Here is a 15,310-nt window from a genome sequence, read left to right as displayed (position 1 = left end):
GAGATACCCGTAAGTCAGCCCCTCTGCGGTTTTTCACTTCTTGCAGGAATCATCTTTTGACTGACTTTGAACGCTACTACCAACGCATCCGCCGCCAGCAGAAACGCGACACGCTGATCTGGTCGCTGCTGCTGGTGACGCTCTACCTGCTGGCAGGCAAAATGTCAGAGTTCAGCCTGAGTACGCTCTGGACGTCGCTGCCGCACTTCTTCGACTACCTGTGGGAAACGCTGCCGGTACTGCATTTTTCCACGCTGTTTGACGGCGTAAAAACGGAAGGATCGCTCGCCTGGTGGGGCTACCGTCTCCATTTCCAGCTGCCGCTGATCTGGGAGACGCTACAGCTGGCGCTCGCCTCTACTATCGTGGCGGTGGGTATCGCCGCGGTGCTGGCGTTTTTCGCCGCCGACAACACCAAAACCCCGGCAAGCCTGCGCTTTGCTATTCGCGCCTTTGTCGCCTTTCTGCGCACCATGCCGGAGCTGGCCTGGGCGGTGATGTTCGTGATGGCGTTCGGCATCGGCGCCATTCCCGGCTTTCTCGCGCTGGCGCTGCACACCGTCGGCAGCCTGACCAAGCTCTTCTACGAGGCGATTGAGAGCGCTTCCGATAAGCCGGTGCGCGGCCTGGCGGCCTGCGGCGCCAGCAAGCTGCAGCGCATGCGCTTCGCTTTCTGGCCGCAGGTGAAGCCGATCTTTCTCTCCTACAGCTTTATGCGGCTGGAGATTAACTTTCGCTCCTCAACCATTCTGGGACTGGTGGGCGCGGGCGGCATCGGCCAGGAGCTGATGACCAATATCAAACTCGATCGTTACGATCAGGTCAGCATCACGCTGCTGCTGATTATCCTGGTGGTATCGCTGCTGGACACCTGTTCCGGTCGGCTGCGCCGCCGCGTCGTGGAGGGTTCCGCATGATCGCGCTGGCGCCGGATATCGGCAAAATCAGGCAGGAAAACCCGGCGCTGTTCGCGGCGCAGAAGCGCTATCTGCGCCGACTCGCGCTGGCGGCGGTCGCCATCCTGCTTTACTACCTGTTCTTCTTTGAATTTTACGGTATTGAGTGGAGCCGCGCCGCGCTGGGCGCCCAGCAGCTCGGCCGCTATTTTTTGCGCATGTTCGTCTGGCACGATTTCGTTAACTGGCCGTTCGGCTACTACTTCTCGCAAATCGGCATCACGCTGGCGATCGTTTTCGCCGGCACCCTGACCGCGTCGATTATCACGCTGCCGCTGTCGTTCTTCGCCGCGCGCAACGTGATGCACGGCCGCGCGACGCGGCCGATCGCCTGGGCGGTGCGTCGCCTGCTCGATCTGCTGCGCGGCATCGATATGGCGATATGGGGGCTGATATTCGTGCGCGCCGTCGGCATGGGGCCGCTGGCGGGCGTGCTGGCGATTGTGATGCAGGATATCGGCCTGCTGGGCAAACTCTACTCGGAAGGGCACGAGGCGGTAGAGCGATCGCCGAGCCGCGGACTGAGAGCGGTCGGCGCTAGTAGCCTGCAAAAGCACCGCTTCGGCATCTTTACCCAGTCGTTTCCCCATTTCCTGGCGCTCAGCCTCTATCAGATCGAATCCAATACCCGCTCGGCGGCGGTGCTGGGCTTTGTCGGCGCGGGCGGCGTCGGGCTGGTTTACGCCGAGAATATGCGCCTGTGGAACTGGGACGTGGTGATGTTTTTGACCCTGATCCTCGTGGCGGTGGTGATGATGATGGATGCGCTCTCCAGCCGCCTGCGCAAGCGCTATATCAGCGGGAAGCCGGTGCCGCTCTGGCAGCCTGCCGCGCGCGACTGAGCCGTTCGCTGCGCTGCCAGGCGCGCGCCAGCGCCTGCGCCAGCTGCGCGCTCTGCCAGGGTTTCGCCAGCCGCTCGCACAGCGGCAGCGCCACCGGCTGCAGGCGCAGATCCTGACCGCTGATCAGCAACGTTGCCAGCTGCGGCCACTGCTGCTGCGCCTGGCGGATCACTTCTGCGCCGTTCAGGCCGCCGGGCAGCATCAAATCGCTGATCAGCAGATCGATATCGGGCGTCTGGCGCAGCAGCGCCAGCGCCTCTTCGCCGCTGGCGCACTCCAGCGTCACGTAGCCGAGCTGATGCAGATGCTCGCAGAGCGTCTGGCGCACCGCCGGTTCGTCATCCAGCACCAGTACCAGCTTGTCGCGCGGCGTCGGCGGGGCGACAAGCTGCGGCTGCGGCGACGCGACCGCGCTTTCAGGCGCGCGCGGCAGCAGCAGGCGCACGGTGGTTCCCTGTCCGGGCGCGGTGTCGATCTCGATCTGGCCGCCGGACTGCCGCACGAAGCCATAGACCATCGACAGTCCCAGCCCGCTGCCGCTGCCGGTCTCTTTGGTGGTGAAAAAAGGCTCGAACACCTGTTCCCGCACTTCCGGCGTCATGCCGCAGCCCTGATCGATCACCTCAATCACCACGCGTTCCCCTTGCTCGCGCCGCTGGCTGGCGATACGCAGGCGGATCTCGCCGCTTTGCTGCTGCATCGCGTCGCGCGCGTTCACCACCAGATTCATCAGCGCGTTCTCCAGCTGGCTGGCGTCGATCCAGGCGAGCCAGCCGGGCCGCGGCGCCTCGACCGTCAGGCGCTGGCCGGGCAGCAGCGAGTGCTGCAGCAGGCTTTGCAGCTCGTCCACCAGCTGCGCCGCCGAGACGGCGCGCGGATGCAGCGCCTGCTTGCGCGAAAAGGCGAGCAGGCGCTGGGTAAGCAGGGCGGCGCGATCCGCCGCCTGACGCGCGCGTTCGATGCGGCTCGCCAGGCTGCCCGGCGGCAGCTGGCCTTGCGTCAGCGCCAGGCTGCCGATGATCACCGCCAGCAGATTGTTGAAGTCGTGCGCGATGCCGCCGGTCAGCTGGCCGACCGCCTTCATCTTCTGGCTGTGCACCAGCGCCTCTTCCAGCGCCTTGCGCTCGGTGCGCTCCAGCACGGTGTTGACGATGCCGCGGCGCGGCACCGGGCTGAAGCGCAGCTCCAGCGTACGCCCATCCGCCAGCCGCACCTCCTGCGGCTCGCCTGGCTGCTGCAGATCCACCCCCACGCGCCCCAGCAGCTGGCGATAGTGCAGGCCGCGATGCAGCGCCTCGTCGGCGAGCCCCAGCAGCTGCGGATACTGCGCATTCCACACCACCAGCTGACCCTGGTTGTCGAACAGCGCGAAGCCGTCGCGCATGGCGAGAAAGGTGGATTCAAGCTGGCTGCTCTTCTCCTTCAGCAGGCGCGAGGTGTGCGCCAGCGACGCGGTATTGCGGGCGAAAACGTTAAAGGCGCGCGCCAGATCGCCCAGTTCGTCGCGCCGCTGCAGGCCCGGCACCGAAACATGCTTTTCGCCCTGCGCCAGCCGCGTCATGGCGTCGGCGATGGCGGTCAGGCTGGAGCCGAGGTTGCGGTAGATATAGATCCCGGCGTAGCCGGTGATCGCCAGCGCCAGCAGGGCGAACAGCGCGATAAACAGGATCACCGAATTGAGTTCGCGATGGGTTTCCGCGCTGCGCATTTCGCTCTGCTGCGCCACCTGCTGCACGCAGGCGGTAATGTCGTCGTTGAGCGCCGCCACCAGCGCCTTGATGCGGTAGGTGGAATAGGCGATAGCGAGGTCGTTCTCCGCCAGGCGATCCGCCAGCGGCCGCAGCGACTGCTGGGTGGCGATCAGGCGCGCGATTTTCTCATCCAGCACCGCATCGCCGGAATCGGGCCGCCACGCCGTCATGACCTGCTGTAGCTGGTCGACGAGCGCGACAGGCGACGGGGTGCGGATCGCCGCCGTCAGCAGCCGTTCGGTCTGCTGACGCAGCGCCGCCGCCGGGCCGCGTCGCGCGGCGAGCAGGTTGATATGATCCAGCAGCAGCTGCGACTGCCACAGGCCGCTGAGCAGGGCGTTGCGCTGCAAATGACGCTGATGGCCGTTGATCAGCAGCTGGGTGATGGTCTGCTCCAGCATCAGGCTGCGTGCGCGGATGCGCGCCACCCGCGCCGTCTGACGCGCCGCGAGCGGCGCCGAGGCGAGCTGCGTCAGCGACTGCTGCAGCGCCTGCTGGTTCTGCTGTAGCCGCTGCGATTCGCTCTGATACTCCAGCGCTCCTACCACCTGCGACAGGCGCACCGCCGCCGTGGCGACGCTGGCGGTATCGCGCGCCAGCGCCAGGCTGGCGCGCATATCGCTCAGAGTTTGCGCCTGCGCCTGCTCCTGAATGCGTCCGGCATGGCGAAAGCCGAGTATCGCCACTGCGCTCACCATCAGCGTGACGCACACCACCAGCAGATTAAACAGCAGCAGGCGGCCGCGCGCGCCCACCTGCCAGGGATGTTGATGCCGCATACCGCGCCTCCGCGCCCGCCGTGCCTGAGGCGAGTATAGGGCGCGGCTCAGGCGCATTTATGACAAATATGAACGGCCGCTGACATTTTCCATTTATCTGGCGCTGCTTTACTCAGCCCTAATCACCGTTATCTGGAGCGGCCCATGACAGCCACACCGATTCTGCAAATGCGCGACATCACGCGGCGCTTCGGCCAGTTTTACGCGCTCAAGGGGGTCGACCTCACGGTGTATGCCGGCGAGATCCACGCGCTGATGGGCGAGAACGGCGCGGGCAAAAGCACCCTGATGAAGATCCTCGCCGGCGCCTACAGCGCCACCAGCGGCGAAATCCTGATCGACGGGCGCCCCTATGCCATTCGGGGGCCAAAAGAGGCGCTGGCGGCAGGCATTACGCTGATCTATCAGGAGATCAACCTGGCGCCTAACCTGACGGTGGCGGAGAACATCTTTCTCGGCAGCGAAATCACGCGCGGCGGGCTGATTCGGCGTCGCCAGATGGCCGAAGAGGCGCAGCAGGTGATCGATCGCCTCGGCGCGCAGTTTAGCGCCACCGACCGCGTCAGCCGCCTCAGCATCGCCGAACAGCAGCAGGTCGAGATCGCGCGCGCGCTGCACCGCAACAGCCGCATTCTGGTCATGGACGAGCCCACCGCCGCGCTGAGCAACCGCGAAACCGAGCAGCTCTTCGCGTTAATAAAGCGCCTGCGCGCGGAAGGCATGGCGATTATCTATATCAGCCACCGCATGGCGGAAGTCTATGAGCTTTCCGATCGCGTCAGCGTGCTGCGCGACGGGCAGTATGTCGGCAGCCTGACCCATGACACCCTGAACGCCAGCGAGCTGGTGCGCATGATGGTCGGCCGTCCGCTGAGCGATCTCTTTAACAAGGATCGCACTATCCCGTTCGGCGACATTCGTCTGGCTGTCAATCACCTGACCGACGGCGGCAAGGTGCGGCCGAGCAGCCTGGCGGTGCGCGCCGGCGAAATCGTCGGGCTGGCCGGACTGGTGGGCGCCGGGCGCAGCGAGCTGGCGCAGCTGATTTTCGGCGTGCGGAAACCCAGCGGCGGCGAGATCTGGATCGACGGGCAGCAGGTCGCTATCCACTCGCCGCGCGACGCCATTGCGCGCGGCATCGGCTTCCTCACCGAAAACCGCAAAGAGCAGGGGCTGTTTCTGGAGATGGCGGCGCAGGAAAACATTGTGATGGCGACGCTGGAGCGCGACGCCAGCTACGGGCTGCTTAACCGGCGCAAAGGCAGGCAGATCGCCGGCGACGCCATCGCCACCCTCAACATTCGCGTGCCGCATGCCCAGGTGCGGGCGGGCGGCCTCTCCGGCGGCAACCAGCAGAAGCTGCTGATTTCGCGCTGGGTGTCGATTGGCCCGCGCATCCTGATCCTGGATGAGCCGACGCGCGGCGTCGACGTCGGCGCCAAAAGCGAGATCTACCGCATGATGAATCAGATGGCGCAGCAGGGCGTGGCGATCCTGATGATCTCCAGCGAGCTGCCGGAGGTGGTCGGCATGAGCGATCGGGTGTATGTGATGCGCGAAGGCGCTATCGCCGGGGAGCTGGATAAAGATCAGATCAGCCAGGAAAACATTATGACGCTGGCCACCGGGGCGCATAGCGCCTCGCCGCTGGAAATATAAGGAGAAGAGAGCGATGACAGAGACCACGCGGGCGAAACCGCCCACCGTTAAGCGGGCGCTGATAGGCGATATGCTGCAAACCGTCGGCATTCTGCCGATTCTGGTGCTGATTGTGGTGGTGTTCGGCTTCGTCGCGCCGAACTTCTTCACCGAGGGCAATCTGCTCAATATTACGCGCCAGGCCTCGATCAATATCGTGCTGGCGGCGGGTATGACTTTTGTGATCCTGACCGGCGGCATCGACCTCTCGGTGGGCTCGATGCTCGGTACCACGGCGGTGGTGGCGATGGTCGCCTCGCTCGATCCGATGCTTGCCGGCATGACCATTCCCATGGCGCTCGGCGCGGGCCTGGTGATGGGGCTGTTCAACGGCATTCTGGTCGCCTGGGCCGGACTGCCGCCCTTTATCGTCACCCTCGGCACCTATACGGCGCTGCGCGGCGCCGCCTATCTGCTGGCGAACGGCACCACGGTGATCAACTCCGATATCAGCTTCGAGTGGATAGGCAACGGCTATCTCGGCCCGGTGCCCTGGCTGATCGTGATCGCCTTCGCCGTGATCGCCGTCTGCTGGTTTATCCTGCGCCGCACCACGCTGGGCGTTCATATCTACGCGGTGGGCGGCAATATGCAGGCGGCGCGGCTGACCGGCATTAAGGTCGGTGCGGTGCTGGTGTTCGTCTACGCCATGAGCGGGCTGCTTTCCGGGCTGGGCGGGCTGATGTCGGCGTCGCGCCTCTATAGCGCCAACGGCAATCTCGGCGTCGGCTATGAGCTGGACGCCATCGCCGCGGTCATCCTCGGCGGCACCAGCTTCGTCGGCGGCATCGGCACCATTACCGGCACGCTGATCGGCGCGCTGATTATCGCCACGCTCAACAACGGCATGACGCTCATGGGGGTCTCCTATTTCTGGCAGCTGGTGATCAAAGGCGCGGTGATCATTATTGCGGTGCTGATCGACAAATATCGCACCCGGCACCACGTCTCCTGAGCGCGGCGCCCCTATTTTACCCTACGCCATTCAGCCGTTGGCGATTCTAATAACAGCAGGAGAAGGTCTATGCGTTTTAATCCGATCGTAACCGGGCTGCTGGCGGCAACGCTGTTCAGCGGCGCCTTCGCCCAGGCGAAAGATCTCAAGTCCATCGGCGTCACCGTCGGCGATCTCGCCAACCCGTTTTTCGTGCAGATTACCAAAGGCGCGGAGATGAAAGCGCGCGAGCTGGCGGGGGACAAAGTCAACGTGACGCTGGTCTCCAGCGGCTACGATCTGGGCCAGCAGGTGGCGCAGATCGATAACTTTATCGCGGCGAAAGTCGACATGATTATCCTGAACGCCGCCGATTCCAAAGGCATCGCGCCGGCGGTGAAACGCGCCCGCGACGCCGGGATCGTGGTGGTGGCGGTCGACGTGGCGGCCGACGGCGCCAACGCCACCATTACCTCGGACAACACCCAGGCGGGCGAGATGGCCTGTAAATATATCTCCGATCGCCTGAAGGAGAAGGGCAATGTGCTGATTATCAATGGCCCGCCGGTTTCCGCCGTGCAGAACCGCGTTGAGGGCTGCATGACCGAGCTGAAACGCCATCCTGAGATCAAGCTGCTCTCCTGGAACCAGAACGCCAAAGGCAGCCGTGAAGGCGGGCTGGAAGTGATGACCGGCCTGCTGTCGGCCAATCCGAAAGTCGACGCGGTGTTCGCCATCAACGATCCGACCGCCATTGGCGCCGATCTGGCGGCGAAACAGGCGCAGCGCAACGAGTTCTTTATTGTCGGCGTCGACGGATCGCCTGACGGCGAAGAGGCGCTGAAGCGCAAGAATTCGCTGTTCGTCGCCACCCCTGCGCAGGATCCGCAGGTGATGGCGGCGAAAGCGGTCGAGATCGGCTATGACATTCTTCAGGGCAAGCCGGCGCCGGATAAGCCGGTGTTGATCCCGGTTTCCCTGATCGATCGCAACAACGTCGGCAGCTACAAGGGCTGGACGGTGAAATAACGGCGGGCGTTCCCGGCTGTTCGCCCTCAGGCGCTCAGCCGGACCGCTTCCGGACGCGTCACATCGGCGGAAAAAACATAGCCGAGGCCGCGAATGGTGCGGATCAGGCTGGGCTGATGCGGATTGGTTTCAATTTTGCGTCGCAGCCGCATAATCAGCACGTCGATGGTGCGGTCGAAAACGTCGAGGCTTTCGCCGTGGGTCAGCTCCAGCAGCTGATCGCGCGTCAGCACTTTGCGCGCGTGGCGCACCAGCGCGCGCAGCAGCGCATATTCGCCCTGCGTCAGCGGCACCGATTCGCGCTGCGGATTGAGCAGCTGGCAGCGCGCTTCATCCAGCTGCCAGCCGTTAAAGCGCCAGCCGCTCTCCGCCTCCGGCTGTATAAGCCGACCGCCGCGCCGCAGCGCCGCGCGCGCTCTCGCCACCACCACGCGCGGATTGAAAGGCTTGGCGATGTAGTCATCCGCCCCCATCTCCAGTCCCACCACCATTTCCGCTTCGGAGCCCATGCCGGTCAGCATGATCACCAGCAGATCCGGGCGCTGACGCTGGAGCTGTTGCAGCACCAGCAGGCCGTTGGTGTCGGGCAGCATCATATCCAGCATCACCAGGGCGATGTCGCCATGCTGCGCCAGCAGCGCCGGCGCGTCGCGGCCGTAATGGCAGCAGTAAACGCTAAACTGTTGTTCATCCAACACATCCTGCAGCAGTTCGCAGACGGCCTTATCATCATCGACAACCAGAATGGCGGGCTTCATGCAGCGCGACCTCAAGGTTAAAAAAAGGTTAACAAGAGTGTACACGGCGCGTTTTCCGCCGCGTCGACAAGCGATGGAAACGTGAGCGATATCGCCATCGGCTTTACTGAAGCGTGCGTTAGCGCAGAATTTTTCGGCAGCGCAGGGGAGGCGATGAAAACGATTGCGCGGCAGCGGGGCAATGCACCATAATCGCGCCTTCTTTTGGTTCAGATTTCTCTTATAAAATGCCAGGCCTGGCAAGGTAAACGATTGCGTTTCTGGCTGGCATAGCGATTGCTATGACTTCAGGCCTCAGGGAGATTCAGGGCGTGACGACAGCGGCCGTCAGCATGCAGCGGCGCGTTGTGCGGTACCACAATAATCAGCATGTAACCCACACTGGCAAGTGAGAACGCGCATTCGTGCCGTCTCCGCTCTTGAGAGATGATGATGTTAGAAAAACTGTTCAAACTAAAAGCGCATAACACGACGGTCCGCACCGAAGTGATCGCCGGGATCACCACCTTCCTGGCGATGGCCTATATCCTGTTTGTTAACCCCAGCATTCTGGGCGCCACCGGAATGGACAAGGGCGCGGTATTCGTCGCCACCTGTCTGGCGGCGGCGATTGGATCGGTTCTGATGGGACTGATCGCCAACTACCCGATCGCGCTGGCGCCGGGCATGGGGCTGAACGCCTTCTTCACCTATACCGTCGTGCTGCATATGGGCTACACCTGGCAAATCGCGCTGGGCGCGGTGTTTTTGTCGGCGGTTATCTTCTTTGCGCTGTCGATTTTCAAAATTCGCGAGTGGATTATCGCCAGCATTCCGCTGCCGCTGCGCGCCGGCATTGCGGCGGGCATTGGGCTGTTTCTCGCGCTGATCGCGCTGGAAGGCGCAGGCATCGTGGTGGATAACCCGGCGACGCTGGTGGGGCTGGGCGATCTCACTAAGCCGGGGCCGCTGCTGGCGCTGCTGGGCTTTGTGGTGATTGTGGTGCTGGAGGCGCGTCGCGTCACCGGCGCGGTGCTGATCGGCATTTTGCTGATTACCTTTATTTCGATGGGCATCGGTCTGTCGCCTTTTGCCGGCGTCTTCTCCGCGCCGCCGTCGATCGCGCCCACCTTTATGCAGCTCGATATCGCCGGCGCGTTTAACGTCGGCCTGGTCAGCGTGATTTTCGCCTTTCTGTTTGTCGACGTCTTCGACAACACCGGCACGCTGCTGGGGGTGACTAAACGCGCCGGACTGGCGGACGAACAGGGCAATATCCCGAAAATGGGCCGCGCGCTGGTGGCCGATAGCGCCGCGGCGCTGTTTGGATCGCTGCTCGGCACCTCGACCACCACCAGCTATGTGGAATCTGCGGCGGGCGTGAGCGCGGGCGGACGCACCGGCTTAACGGCGGTAGTGGTCGCTATTCTGTTCCTGCTGGCGCTGTTCTTCTCCCCGCTGGCGGGCAGCGTGCCGGTCTACGCCACCGCGCCGGCGCTGCTGTTTGTCGCGGTGCTGATGGCCTCCGGCCTGGCGGAGATCGACTGGAAAGATATCACCACGGCGGCGCCGGTTACCGTTACCGCGCTGACCATGCCGCTGACTTACTCTATTGCTAACGGCATCGCCTTCGGCTTTATCACCTGGACGGTGGTGAAGCTGCTGAGCGGCCGCACCAAAGAGGTCAACGCGGCGCTGGTGATCCTCTCGCTGCTGTTCGTGATCAAGCTGGGCTGGCTTAGCGCCTGATAGCGTTCGCCGCGCTGGTGCAGGCTGGCGCGCTCTTATTCTTTTGCTGCGCGCAAGACGTAAATCGTCTTGCGCGCTTTTTTTTATGTCCTCCAGGCCGATTTGCGTACTGGCTTCCAGCGTGCGTCGAAAACCCTGTTACCGCCGCCTGTCTGCGGGTAGGCTGCCACTCTGAAACAACGCCGCTCTGCTACCCGATGCCTGATTTTCAGCGAATTAGTGGAACGTGGAATGTTATGTAAACGGAAAGCTGGTTAAATAACCAACAGCAAGGGCAGACGCTAGCGGCGGGATGAACAACGTCGTAAGGAGAAGGAACCCCATGGAACAGCTGTTAAATCCTGAGGCGCGCTATTTGCCTCCGCTTTTACTCCCTCTTCGTCAGCCAGGAGGAAACAGAATGGAACGACTGACTAAACGTGTTGATCGGCTTGAACAGGATACGCACCAGATTAAAACTGATTTGGCCGTGCTGACCGAGCGCTCGCAAAATTTTGCCACCAAGACGGATGTTGAAGGTTTGCGCACGGACCAGTTCAAACTGCGCGGCGAAATGCTTGAGGGCTTCGCCCAGACGGCAGCCCAGTTTGCTCGTATTGATGAGCGATTTGCGCGAGTCAGCGACTGGACCGGGCAGGCCGACAATAATTTTGCCGCGATTGATAAGCAGTTTGAGCGGGTTCATGAACAATTTAAATGCGTTGACGAAAAGTTCGAGCGCATCGATGAAAAGTTCGAGCGCATGGACGAAAGGTTTGACCGCCTCAACGACCGCATCACCTGGACGCTGTTGGTCCCGGCTGTGCTCGCCGTGCTTGGCTGGCTGGCAAGAGAATTTATGGTGAACATGTAGAGAGGCGGCATGCGCGCTGCCTCTCTGTTCAGAGGTGAAAAGCACGAGACGGCCCTCGTGCTCTAATTCATTAACGGAACGGCGGCTCGTTAAAGGTGCGCAGCTTGCGTGAATGCAGCTTATCCCCTTCGGCGCGCAGCAGCTCTACCGCGCAAATGCCGATCTGCAAATGCTCTGAAATCGCCCCTTCATAAAAGCGGTTCGCCTGGCCCGGCAGCTTGATTTCGCCGTGCAGCGGCTTGTCTGAGACGCAGAGCAGCGTGCCGTAAGGGACGCGGAACCGATAGCCCTGCGCCGCGATAGTGGCGCTCTCCATATCCACCGCCACCGCGCGGCTCAGGTTAAAGCGCAGCGCCGAAGCGGAGTAGCGCAGCTCCCAGTTGCGATCGTCCGTGGTCACCACGGTGCCGGTGCGCAGACGCTGCTTGACCTCTTCGCCAGGCATATTGCTCACCGCCTTGGTGGCGTCATAGAGCGCGCGCTGCACCTCCGCGATGCTCGGTACCGGAATGTCGGGCGGCAGCACGCTGTCGAGCACGTGGTCGTCGCGCAGATAGGCGTGCGCCAGCACGTAGTCGCCGATGCGCTGGCTTTCACGCAGGCCGCCGCAGTGGCCGATCATCAGCCAGGCGTGCGGCCGCATCACCGCCAGGTGATCGCAGATGGTTTTGGCATTGGACGGACCGACGCCGATATTCACCAGCGTGATGCCGCGTCGGCCAGGCGAGGTAAGATGCCAGGCCGGCATCTGATGCTTTTTCCACGCCAGATCCAGCATCGCCGCGTCGCTCTCCGCCGTATCGGCGGTGATCACCGCGCCGCCCGCGCAGGCCAGGCTGTCATAGTCGCTGGCGGGATCGCGCACCTGCTCAGTCGCCCAGCGGACGAACTCATCCACATAGCGCGTGTAGTTGGTGAACAGCACAAACGGCTGGAAATGCTCGACCGAGGTGCCGGTGTAGTGGCGCAGGCGCGCCAGAGAGAAGTCGGTGCGCAGCGCGTCGAAGTGCGACAGGGGGAAAATCGCGTCCGGGTTAAAGAGACCGTCGGCGGTTTCATCACCGATCTGCGACAGCTCGGTGGTAGGAAAATAGCGCGCAATGCTGGCGCTCATGGTGCGATCCAGCGACAGATCGGAACCGTCAATCACGTAAGGGTAGGGGATCTCCTGGCTGGACGGGCCGACCTGAATCTCTACCTCATACTCTTTTTCCAGCATCGCCAGCTGTTCGCTGAGATAGTGGCGCAGCAGCGCCGGACGCGTGATGGTGGTGCTGTAGCTGCCGGTATGGGTAAAACGTCCCCAGGCGCGCGTGCGGTTTTGCTGCGGGCCTTCGCCGCGCCAGGTAATGCGCAGTTCAGGATAGACAAACAGCCCCTGGCGACGCGCTTCCGCCTCGGGCAGCTGGCCCTGTTCGGTATAGGTTTTTATCGCCGCGCGCAGCGCGTTCACCGCGTTGTCGTACAGACGCTCCAGTTCATCCAGCGCCTGCTGGCGGGTAAGGCCGTTCCGTTGTGTAGGCATAAACTCTCCTGATATTTAGCGAACTTTCCCCACAGCTTAGCGGGTTTGCCGCCGCCGCAAAGTAAATATGTGATCGACCGCATTATGCACCAACAGGGTGCTGGCGTGTTGCCAATCCCCGCCTACGTTTAAATGAATCAGAAGGTGACGTCGTGCGCTGTCGCTGGCGTTGCCACCTTCCTTTAGCAAAATCTCGCGGCCCGTTGCGTTCTGGCGAGATTCTTGCTTGCGATTGATAGCGGCCTCTGTCGCCGCGCGTAGCATTCCCGAAACGAATAACAACATTCACGCTCCTGCGCCGTGGTCTGGCGAACGCAAACTCACTGTGTCGAGGATAGACAGCATGTCTCAGAAACTGATCAAGTTGTCGTTAAACATCGTAATTGCAGGCTGTATCGGCGCGGCGCTCAGCGCGCAGGCCGATATTAAAATTGGCGTCGCCGGGCCGTTCTCCGGGCCAAACGCCACCTATGGCGCGCAGTACTGGAAAGGGGCGACGCAGGCGGCGGCGGATATCAACGCGGCGGGCGGCATTAACGGCGAGAAAATCGTGCTGGTGCAGGGCGACGACGCCTGCGAACCCAAACAGGCGGTCGCAGTGGCGAACCGGCTGGTCGATCAGGATAAGGTGATGGCGGTGGTAGGCCATTTCTGTTCCTCCAGCACCATGCCCGCCTCAGAGGTTTACGACGACGCCGGCGTGCTGTCGATTACGCCGGGCTCCACTAACCCGCAAATCACCGAGCGCGGCATGAAAACCCTGTTTCGCATGTGCGGGCGCGACGACCAGCAGGGCGCCATCGCCGCCAACTTTATGCTCGACAAGCTGAAAGCGAAGAAGGTTGCGGTTATCCACGATAAAGATACCTATGGCCAGGGGCTGGCCGACGCCACCAAAGCAGCGCTGGAGAAGCGCGGCGTAAAAGAGGTGATGTATGAGGGGCTGTCGCGCGGCGAGAAAGATTTTAACGCGCTGGTGACCAAAATCGCCCAGGCGAATCCCGACGTGGTCTATTTCGGCGGTTGTCATCCCGAGGCGGGTCCGCTGGTGCGCCAGATGCGCGAGCAGGGCGTAAAAGCGAACTTCTTCTCCGGGGACTGCATCGTGACGCAGGAGCTGGTGACCGCCGCGGGCGGGCCGCAGTACACCAGCGGCATCTATATGACCTTCGGCAACGATCCGCGTCAGATCGCCGACGGCAAAGCGGTGATTGATAAGTTCCGCAAAGGGGGCTTCGAGCCGGAAGGCTATACCCTTTACGCCTACGCCTCTATCCAGGCGCTGGCGGCCGCCTATAAAGGCGCGGGCAAAGATAATGAGAAAGCCAGCGAATGGCTGAAATCTCACGATGTGCCGACCGTGATGGGTAAAAAAGCCTGGGACGGAAAAGGCGATCTGAAAGTCTCCGATTACGTCGTTTATCAGTGGGACGACAAAGGCAAGTATCACCAGCTGTAAGACTGAGCCCGCCCCGCGCATCGCGGGGCGTTTCCTGTCCGGACCGCCCGGTTGCGCGGTCCGCTTTGCGCAGAGACTTCGTTATGGACGCCTTCTTACTTCAGCAACTGATCAACGGGCTGACGCTGGGCGCGGTATACGGCCTAATCGCGATCGGCTACACCATGGTGTACGGCATCATCGGTATGATTAACTTCGCGCACGGCGAGGTCTATATGATCTCCGCCTATCTCTGCGCCATCGGTCTGGCGCTGCTCTCGTTCTTCGGCGTGCACTCTTTCCCGCTGCTGATTTTCGGCACGCTGCTCTTCACCATAGTGGTGACGGCGGTCTACGGCTGGGCCATCGAGCGTATCGCCTACCGGCCGCTACGCCACTCGACGCGGCTGGCGCCGCTGATCTCCGCTATCGGCATGTCGCTGATCCTGCAGAACTATGTTCAGCTGAGTCAGGGCCCCAATCAGCAGGGGGTGCCGACGCTGCTGACCGGCGTGCTGCGCGTCGAGTTCGACGGCGGGCTGGTGCAGATCACCTGGACCAAGCTGTTTATCCTCGCCGCCGCCTTTTGCGGCATGGCGCTGCTTACCTGGATTATCCAGTACACGCGCCTCGGCCGTATCTGTCGCGCGGTACAGCAGGATCGGCGCATGGCGGCCATTCTCGGCATCAATACCGACCGCGTGATTTCGCTGGTCTTCGTGATCGGCGCCGCAATGGCCGGGCTGGCGGGCGTGCTGGTGACGATGAACTACGGCACCTTCGATTTTTACGCCGGGTTCATCATCGGCATCAAGGCGTTCACCGCGGCGGTGCTGGGCGGCATCGGGTCGCTGCCCGGCGCGATGCTGGGCGGGTTGCTGCTCGGCGTGGCGGAGGCGCAGTTCGCCGGGCTGGTGAACTCCGACTACAAAGACGTCTTCTCTTTCGCGCTGCTGGTGGTGATCCTGATCTTCCGTCCGCAGGGGCTGCTTGGCCGTCCGCTGGTGGCGAAAGTATGA

General features: G+C 62.5%; 13 protein-coding genes. 9 read left to right on the top strand and 4 right to left on the bottom strand.

What is annotated here, in order from left to right; all coding sequences use genetic code 11:
• Positions 1-56: 56 nt before the first annotated feature.
• Positions 57-917, top strand: coding sequence for a phosphonate ABC transporter, permease protein PhnE (phnE, locus tag AC6I7Z_RS12205; protein WP_497814393.1), 861 nt, complete (start codon positions 57-59; stop codon positions 915-917).
• A complete protein-coding gene (gene phnE / locus AC6I7Z_RS12200) occupies positions 914-1,798 on the top strand; it encodes a phosphonate ABC transporter, permease protein PhnE (RefSeq protein WP_497814392.1) in 885 nt (294 codons plus the stop codon). Before phnE (AC6I7Z_RS12205) ends, phnE (AC6I7Z_RS12200) begins: the two co-directional genes overlap by 4 nt.
• On the opposite strand, the gene AC6I7Z_RS12195 is transcribed toward phnE (AC6I7Z_RS12200), so the two are convergent.
• Positions 1,752-4,328, bottom strand: coding sequence for an ATP-binding protein (locus AC6I7Z_RS12195; RefSeq protein WP_497814391.1), 2,577 nt, complete (start codon positions 4,326-4,328; stop codon positions 1,752-1,754). The genes phnE (AC6I7Z_RS12200) and AC6I7Z_RS12195 overlap by 47 nt on opposite strands.
• 144 nt (positions 4,329-4,472) lie before the next feature.
• On the opposite strand from AC6I7Z_RS12195, the gene AC6I7Z_RS12190 reads away from it, so the two are divergent.
• The 3 genes from AC6I7Z_RS12190 (at position 4,473) to AC6I7Z_RS12180 (ending at position 7,989) form a co-directional block, all read left to right on the top strand.
• A complete protein-coding gene (locus AC6I7Z_RS12190) occupies positions 4,473-5,987 on the top strand; it encodes a sugar ABC transporter ATP-binding protein (RefSeq protein ID WP_316555040.1) in 1,515 nt (504 codons plus the stop codon).
• A 13-nt stretch (positions 5,988-6,000) separates the two neighbouring features.
• A complete protein-coding gene (locus AC6I7Z_RS12185) occupies positions 6,001-6,981 on the top strand; it encodes an ABC transporter permease subunit (RefSeq protein WP_033791420.1) in 981 nt (326 codons plus the stop codon).
• Positions 6,982-7,050: 69 nt separating this feature from the next.
• Complete coding sequence (locus tag AC6I7Z_RS12180; protein WP_033749891.1) at positions 7,051-7,989, top strand: ABC transporter substrate-binding protein; 939 nt, start codon at positions 7,051-7,053, stop codon at positions 7,987-7,989.
• 26 nt (positions 7,990-8,015) lie between these two features.
• Here the strand turns inward: AC6I7Z_RS12180 and AC6I7Z_RS12175 are convergent, their stop codons facing one another.
• A complete protein-coding gene (locus AC6I7Z_RS12175; protein ID WP_497814390.1) occupies positions 8,016-8,747 on the bottom strand; it encodes a winged helix-turn-helix domain-containing protein in 732 nt (243 codons plus the stop codon).
• A gap of 429 nt (positions 8,748-9,176) precedes the next feature.
• Between AC6I7Z_RS12175 and AC6I7Z_RS12170 the strand changes: the two genes are divergently transcribed.
• Both AC6I7Z_RS12170 and AC6I7Z_RS12165 read left to right on the top strand, forming a co-directional pair.
• Complete coding sequence (locus tag AC6I7Z_RS12170) at positions 9,177-10,475, top strand: NCS2 family permease (protein ID WP_216491711.1); 1,299 nt, start codon at positions 9,177-9,179, stop codon at positions 10,473-10,475.
• 322 nt (positions 10,476-10,797) lie between these two features.
• The gene (locus tag AC6I7Z_RS12165) at positions 10,798-11,328 is read left to right on the top strand and encodes a hypothetical protein (protein ID WP_497814389.1); all 531 of its coding nucleotides are present in this window, start codon (positions 10,798-10,800) and stop codon (positions 11,326-11,328) included.
• Positions 11,329-11,398: 70 nt separating this feature from the next.
• Here AC6I7Z_RS12165 and AC6I7Z_RS12160 read toward each other — a convergent pair whose 3' ends face one another.
• Positions 11,399-12,853: an AMP nucleosidase gene (locus AC6I7Z_RS12160; RefSeq protein ID WP_497814388.1), complete on the bottom strand. Its 1,455-nt coding sequence runs from the start codon at positions 12,851-12,853 to the stop codon at positions 11,399-11,401.
• A 36-nt stretch (positions 12,854-12,889) separates the two neighbouring features.
• Positions 12,890-13,138, bottom strand: coding sequence for a hypothetical protein (locus AC6I7Z_RS12155; protein ID WP_497814387.1), 249 nt, complete (start codon positions 13,136-13,138; stop codon positions 12,890-12,892).
• A 58-nt stretch (positions 13,139-13,196) separates the two neighbouring features.
• On the opposite strand from AC6I7Z_RS12155, the gene AC6I7Z_RS12150 reads away from it, so the two are divergent.
• Complete coding sequence (locus tag AC6I7Z_RS12150) at positions 13,197-14,312, top strand: branched-chain amino acid ABC transporter substrate-binding protein (protein WP_497814386.1); 1,116 nt, start codon at positions 13,197-13,199, stop codon at positions 14,310-14,312.
• An 83-nt stretch (positions 14,313-14,395) separates the two neighbouring features.
• Positions 14,396-15,310 carry an ABC transporter permease subunit gene (locus AC6I7Z_RS12145; protein WP_497814385.1) on the top strand — a complete coding sequence of 305 codons (915 nt, stop codon included), beginning with the start codon at positions 14,396-14,398 and terminating at the stop codon, positions 15,308-15,310.

The sequence above is a fragment of the Pantoea sp. X-Soil-MYKO-1289 genome (assembly GCF_059730625.1).
The sequence above is the reverse complement of the archived record's forward strand: the minus strand, read 5'-3'. Positions and strand labels throughout refer to the sequence as shown.

Coding starts and splice junctions, on each gene's coding strand:
- phnE (WP_497814392.1), top strand. CDS start 914: ATGATCGCGCTGGCGCCGGATATCGGCAAAATCAGGCAGGAAAACCCG.
- AC6I7Z_RS12145 (WP_497814385.1), top strand. CDS start 14,396: ATGGACGCCTTCTTACTTCAGCAACTGATCAACGGGCTGACGCTGGGC.
- AC6I7Z_RS12180 (WP_033749891.1), top strand. CDS start 7,051: ATGCGTTTTAATCCGATCGTAACCGGGCTGCTGGCGGCAACGCTGTTC.
- AC6I7Z_RS12165 (WP_497814389.1), top strand. CDS start 10,798: ATGGAACAGCTGTTAAATCCTGAGGCGCGCTATTTGCCTCCGCTTTTA.
- AC6I7Z_RS12170 (WP_216491711.1), top strand. CDS start 9,177: ATGATGTTAGAAAAACTGTTCAAACTAAAAGCGCATAACACGACGGTC.
- AC6I7Z_RS12160 (WP_497814388.1), bottom strand. CDS start 12,853: ATGCCTACACAACGGAACGGCCTTACCCGCCAGCAGGCGCTGGATGAA.
- AC6I7Z_RS12190 (WP_316555040.1), top strand. CDS start 4,473: ATGACAGCCACACCGATTCTGCAAATGCGCGACATCACGCGGCGCTTC.
- AC6I7Z_RS12195 (WP_497814391.1), bottom strand. CDS start 4,328: ATGCGGCATCAACATCCCTGGCAGGTGGGCGCGCGCGGCCGCCTGCTG.
- AC6I7Z_RS12150 (WP_497814386.1), top strand. CDS start 13,197: ATGTCTCAGAAACTGATCAAGTTGTCGTTAAACATCGTAATTGCAGGC.
- AC6I7Z_RS12185 (WP_033791420.1), top strand. CDS start 6,001: ATGACAGAGACCACGCGGGCGAAACCGCCCACCGTTAAGCGGGCGCTG.
- AC6I7Z_RS12155 (WP_497814387.1), bottom strand. CDS start 13,138: ATGTTGTTATTCGTTTCGGGAATGCTACGCGCGGCGACAGAGGCCGCT.
- AC6I7Z_RS12175 (WP_497814390.1), bottom strand. CDS start 8,747: ATGAAGCCCGCCATTCTGGTTGTCGATGATGATAAGGCCGTCTGCGAA.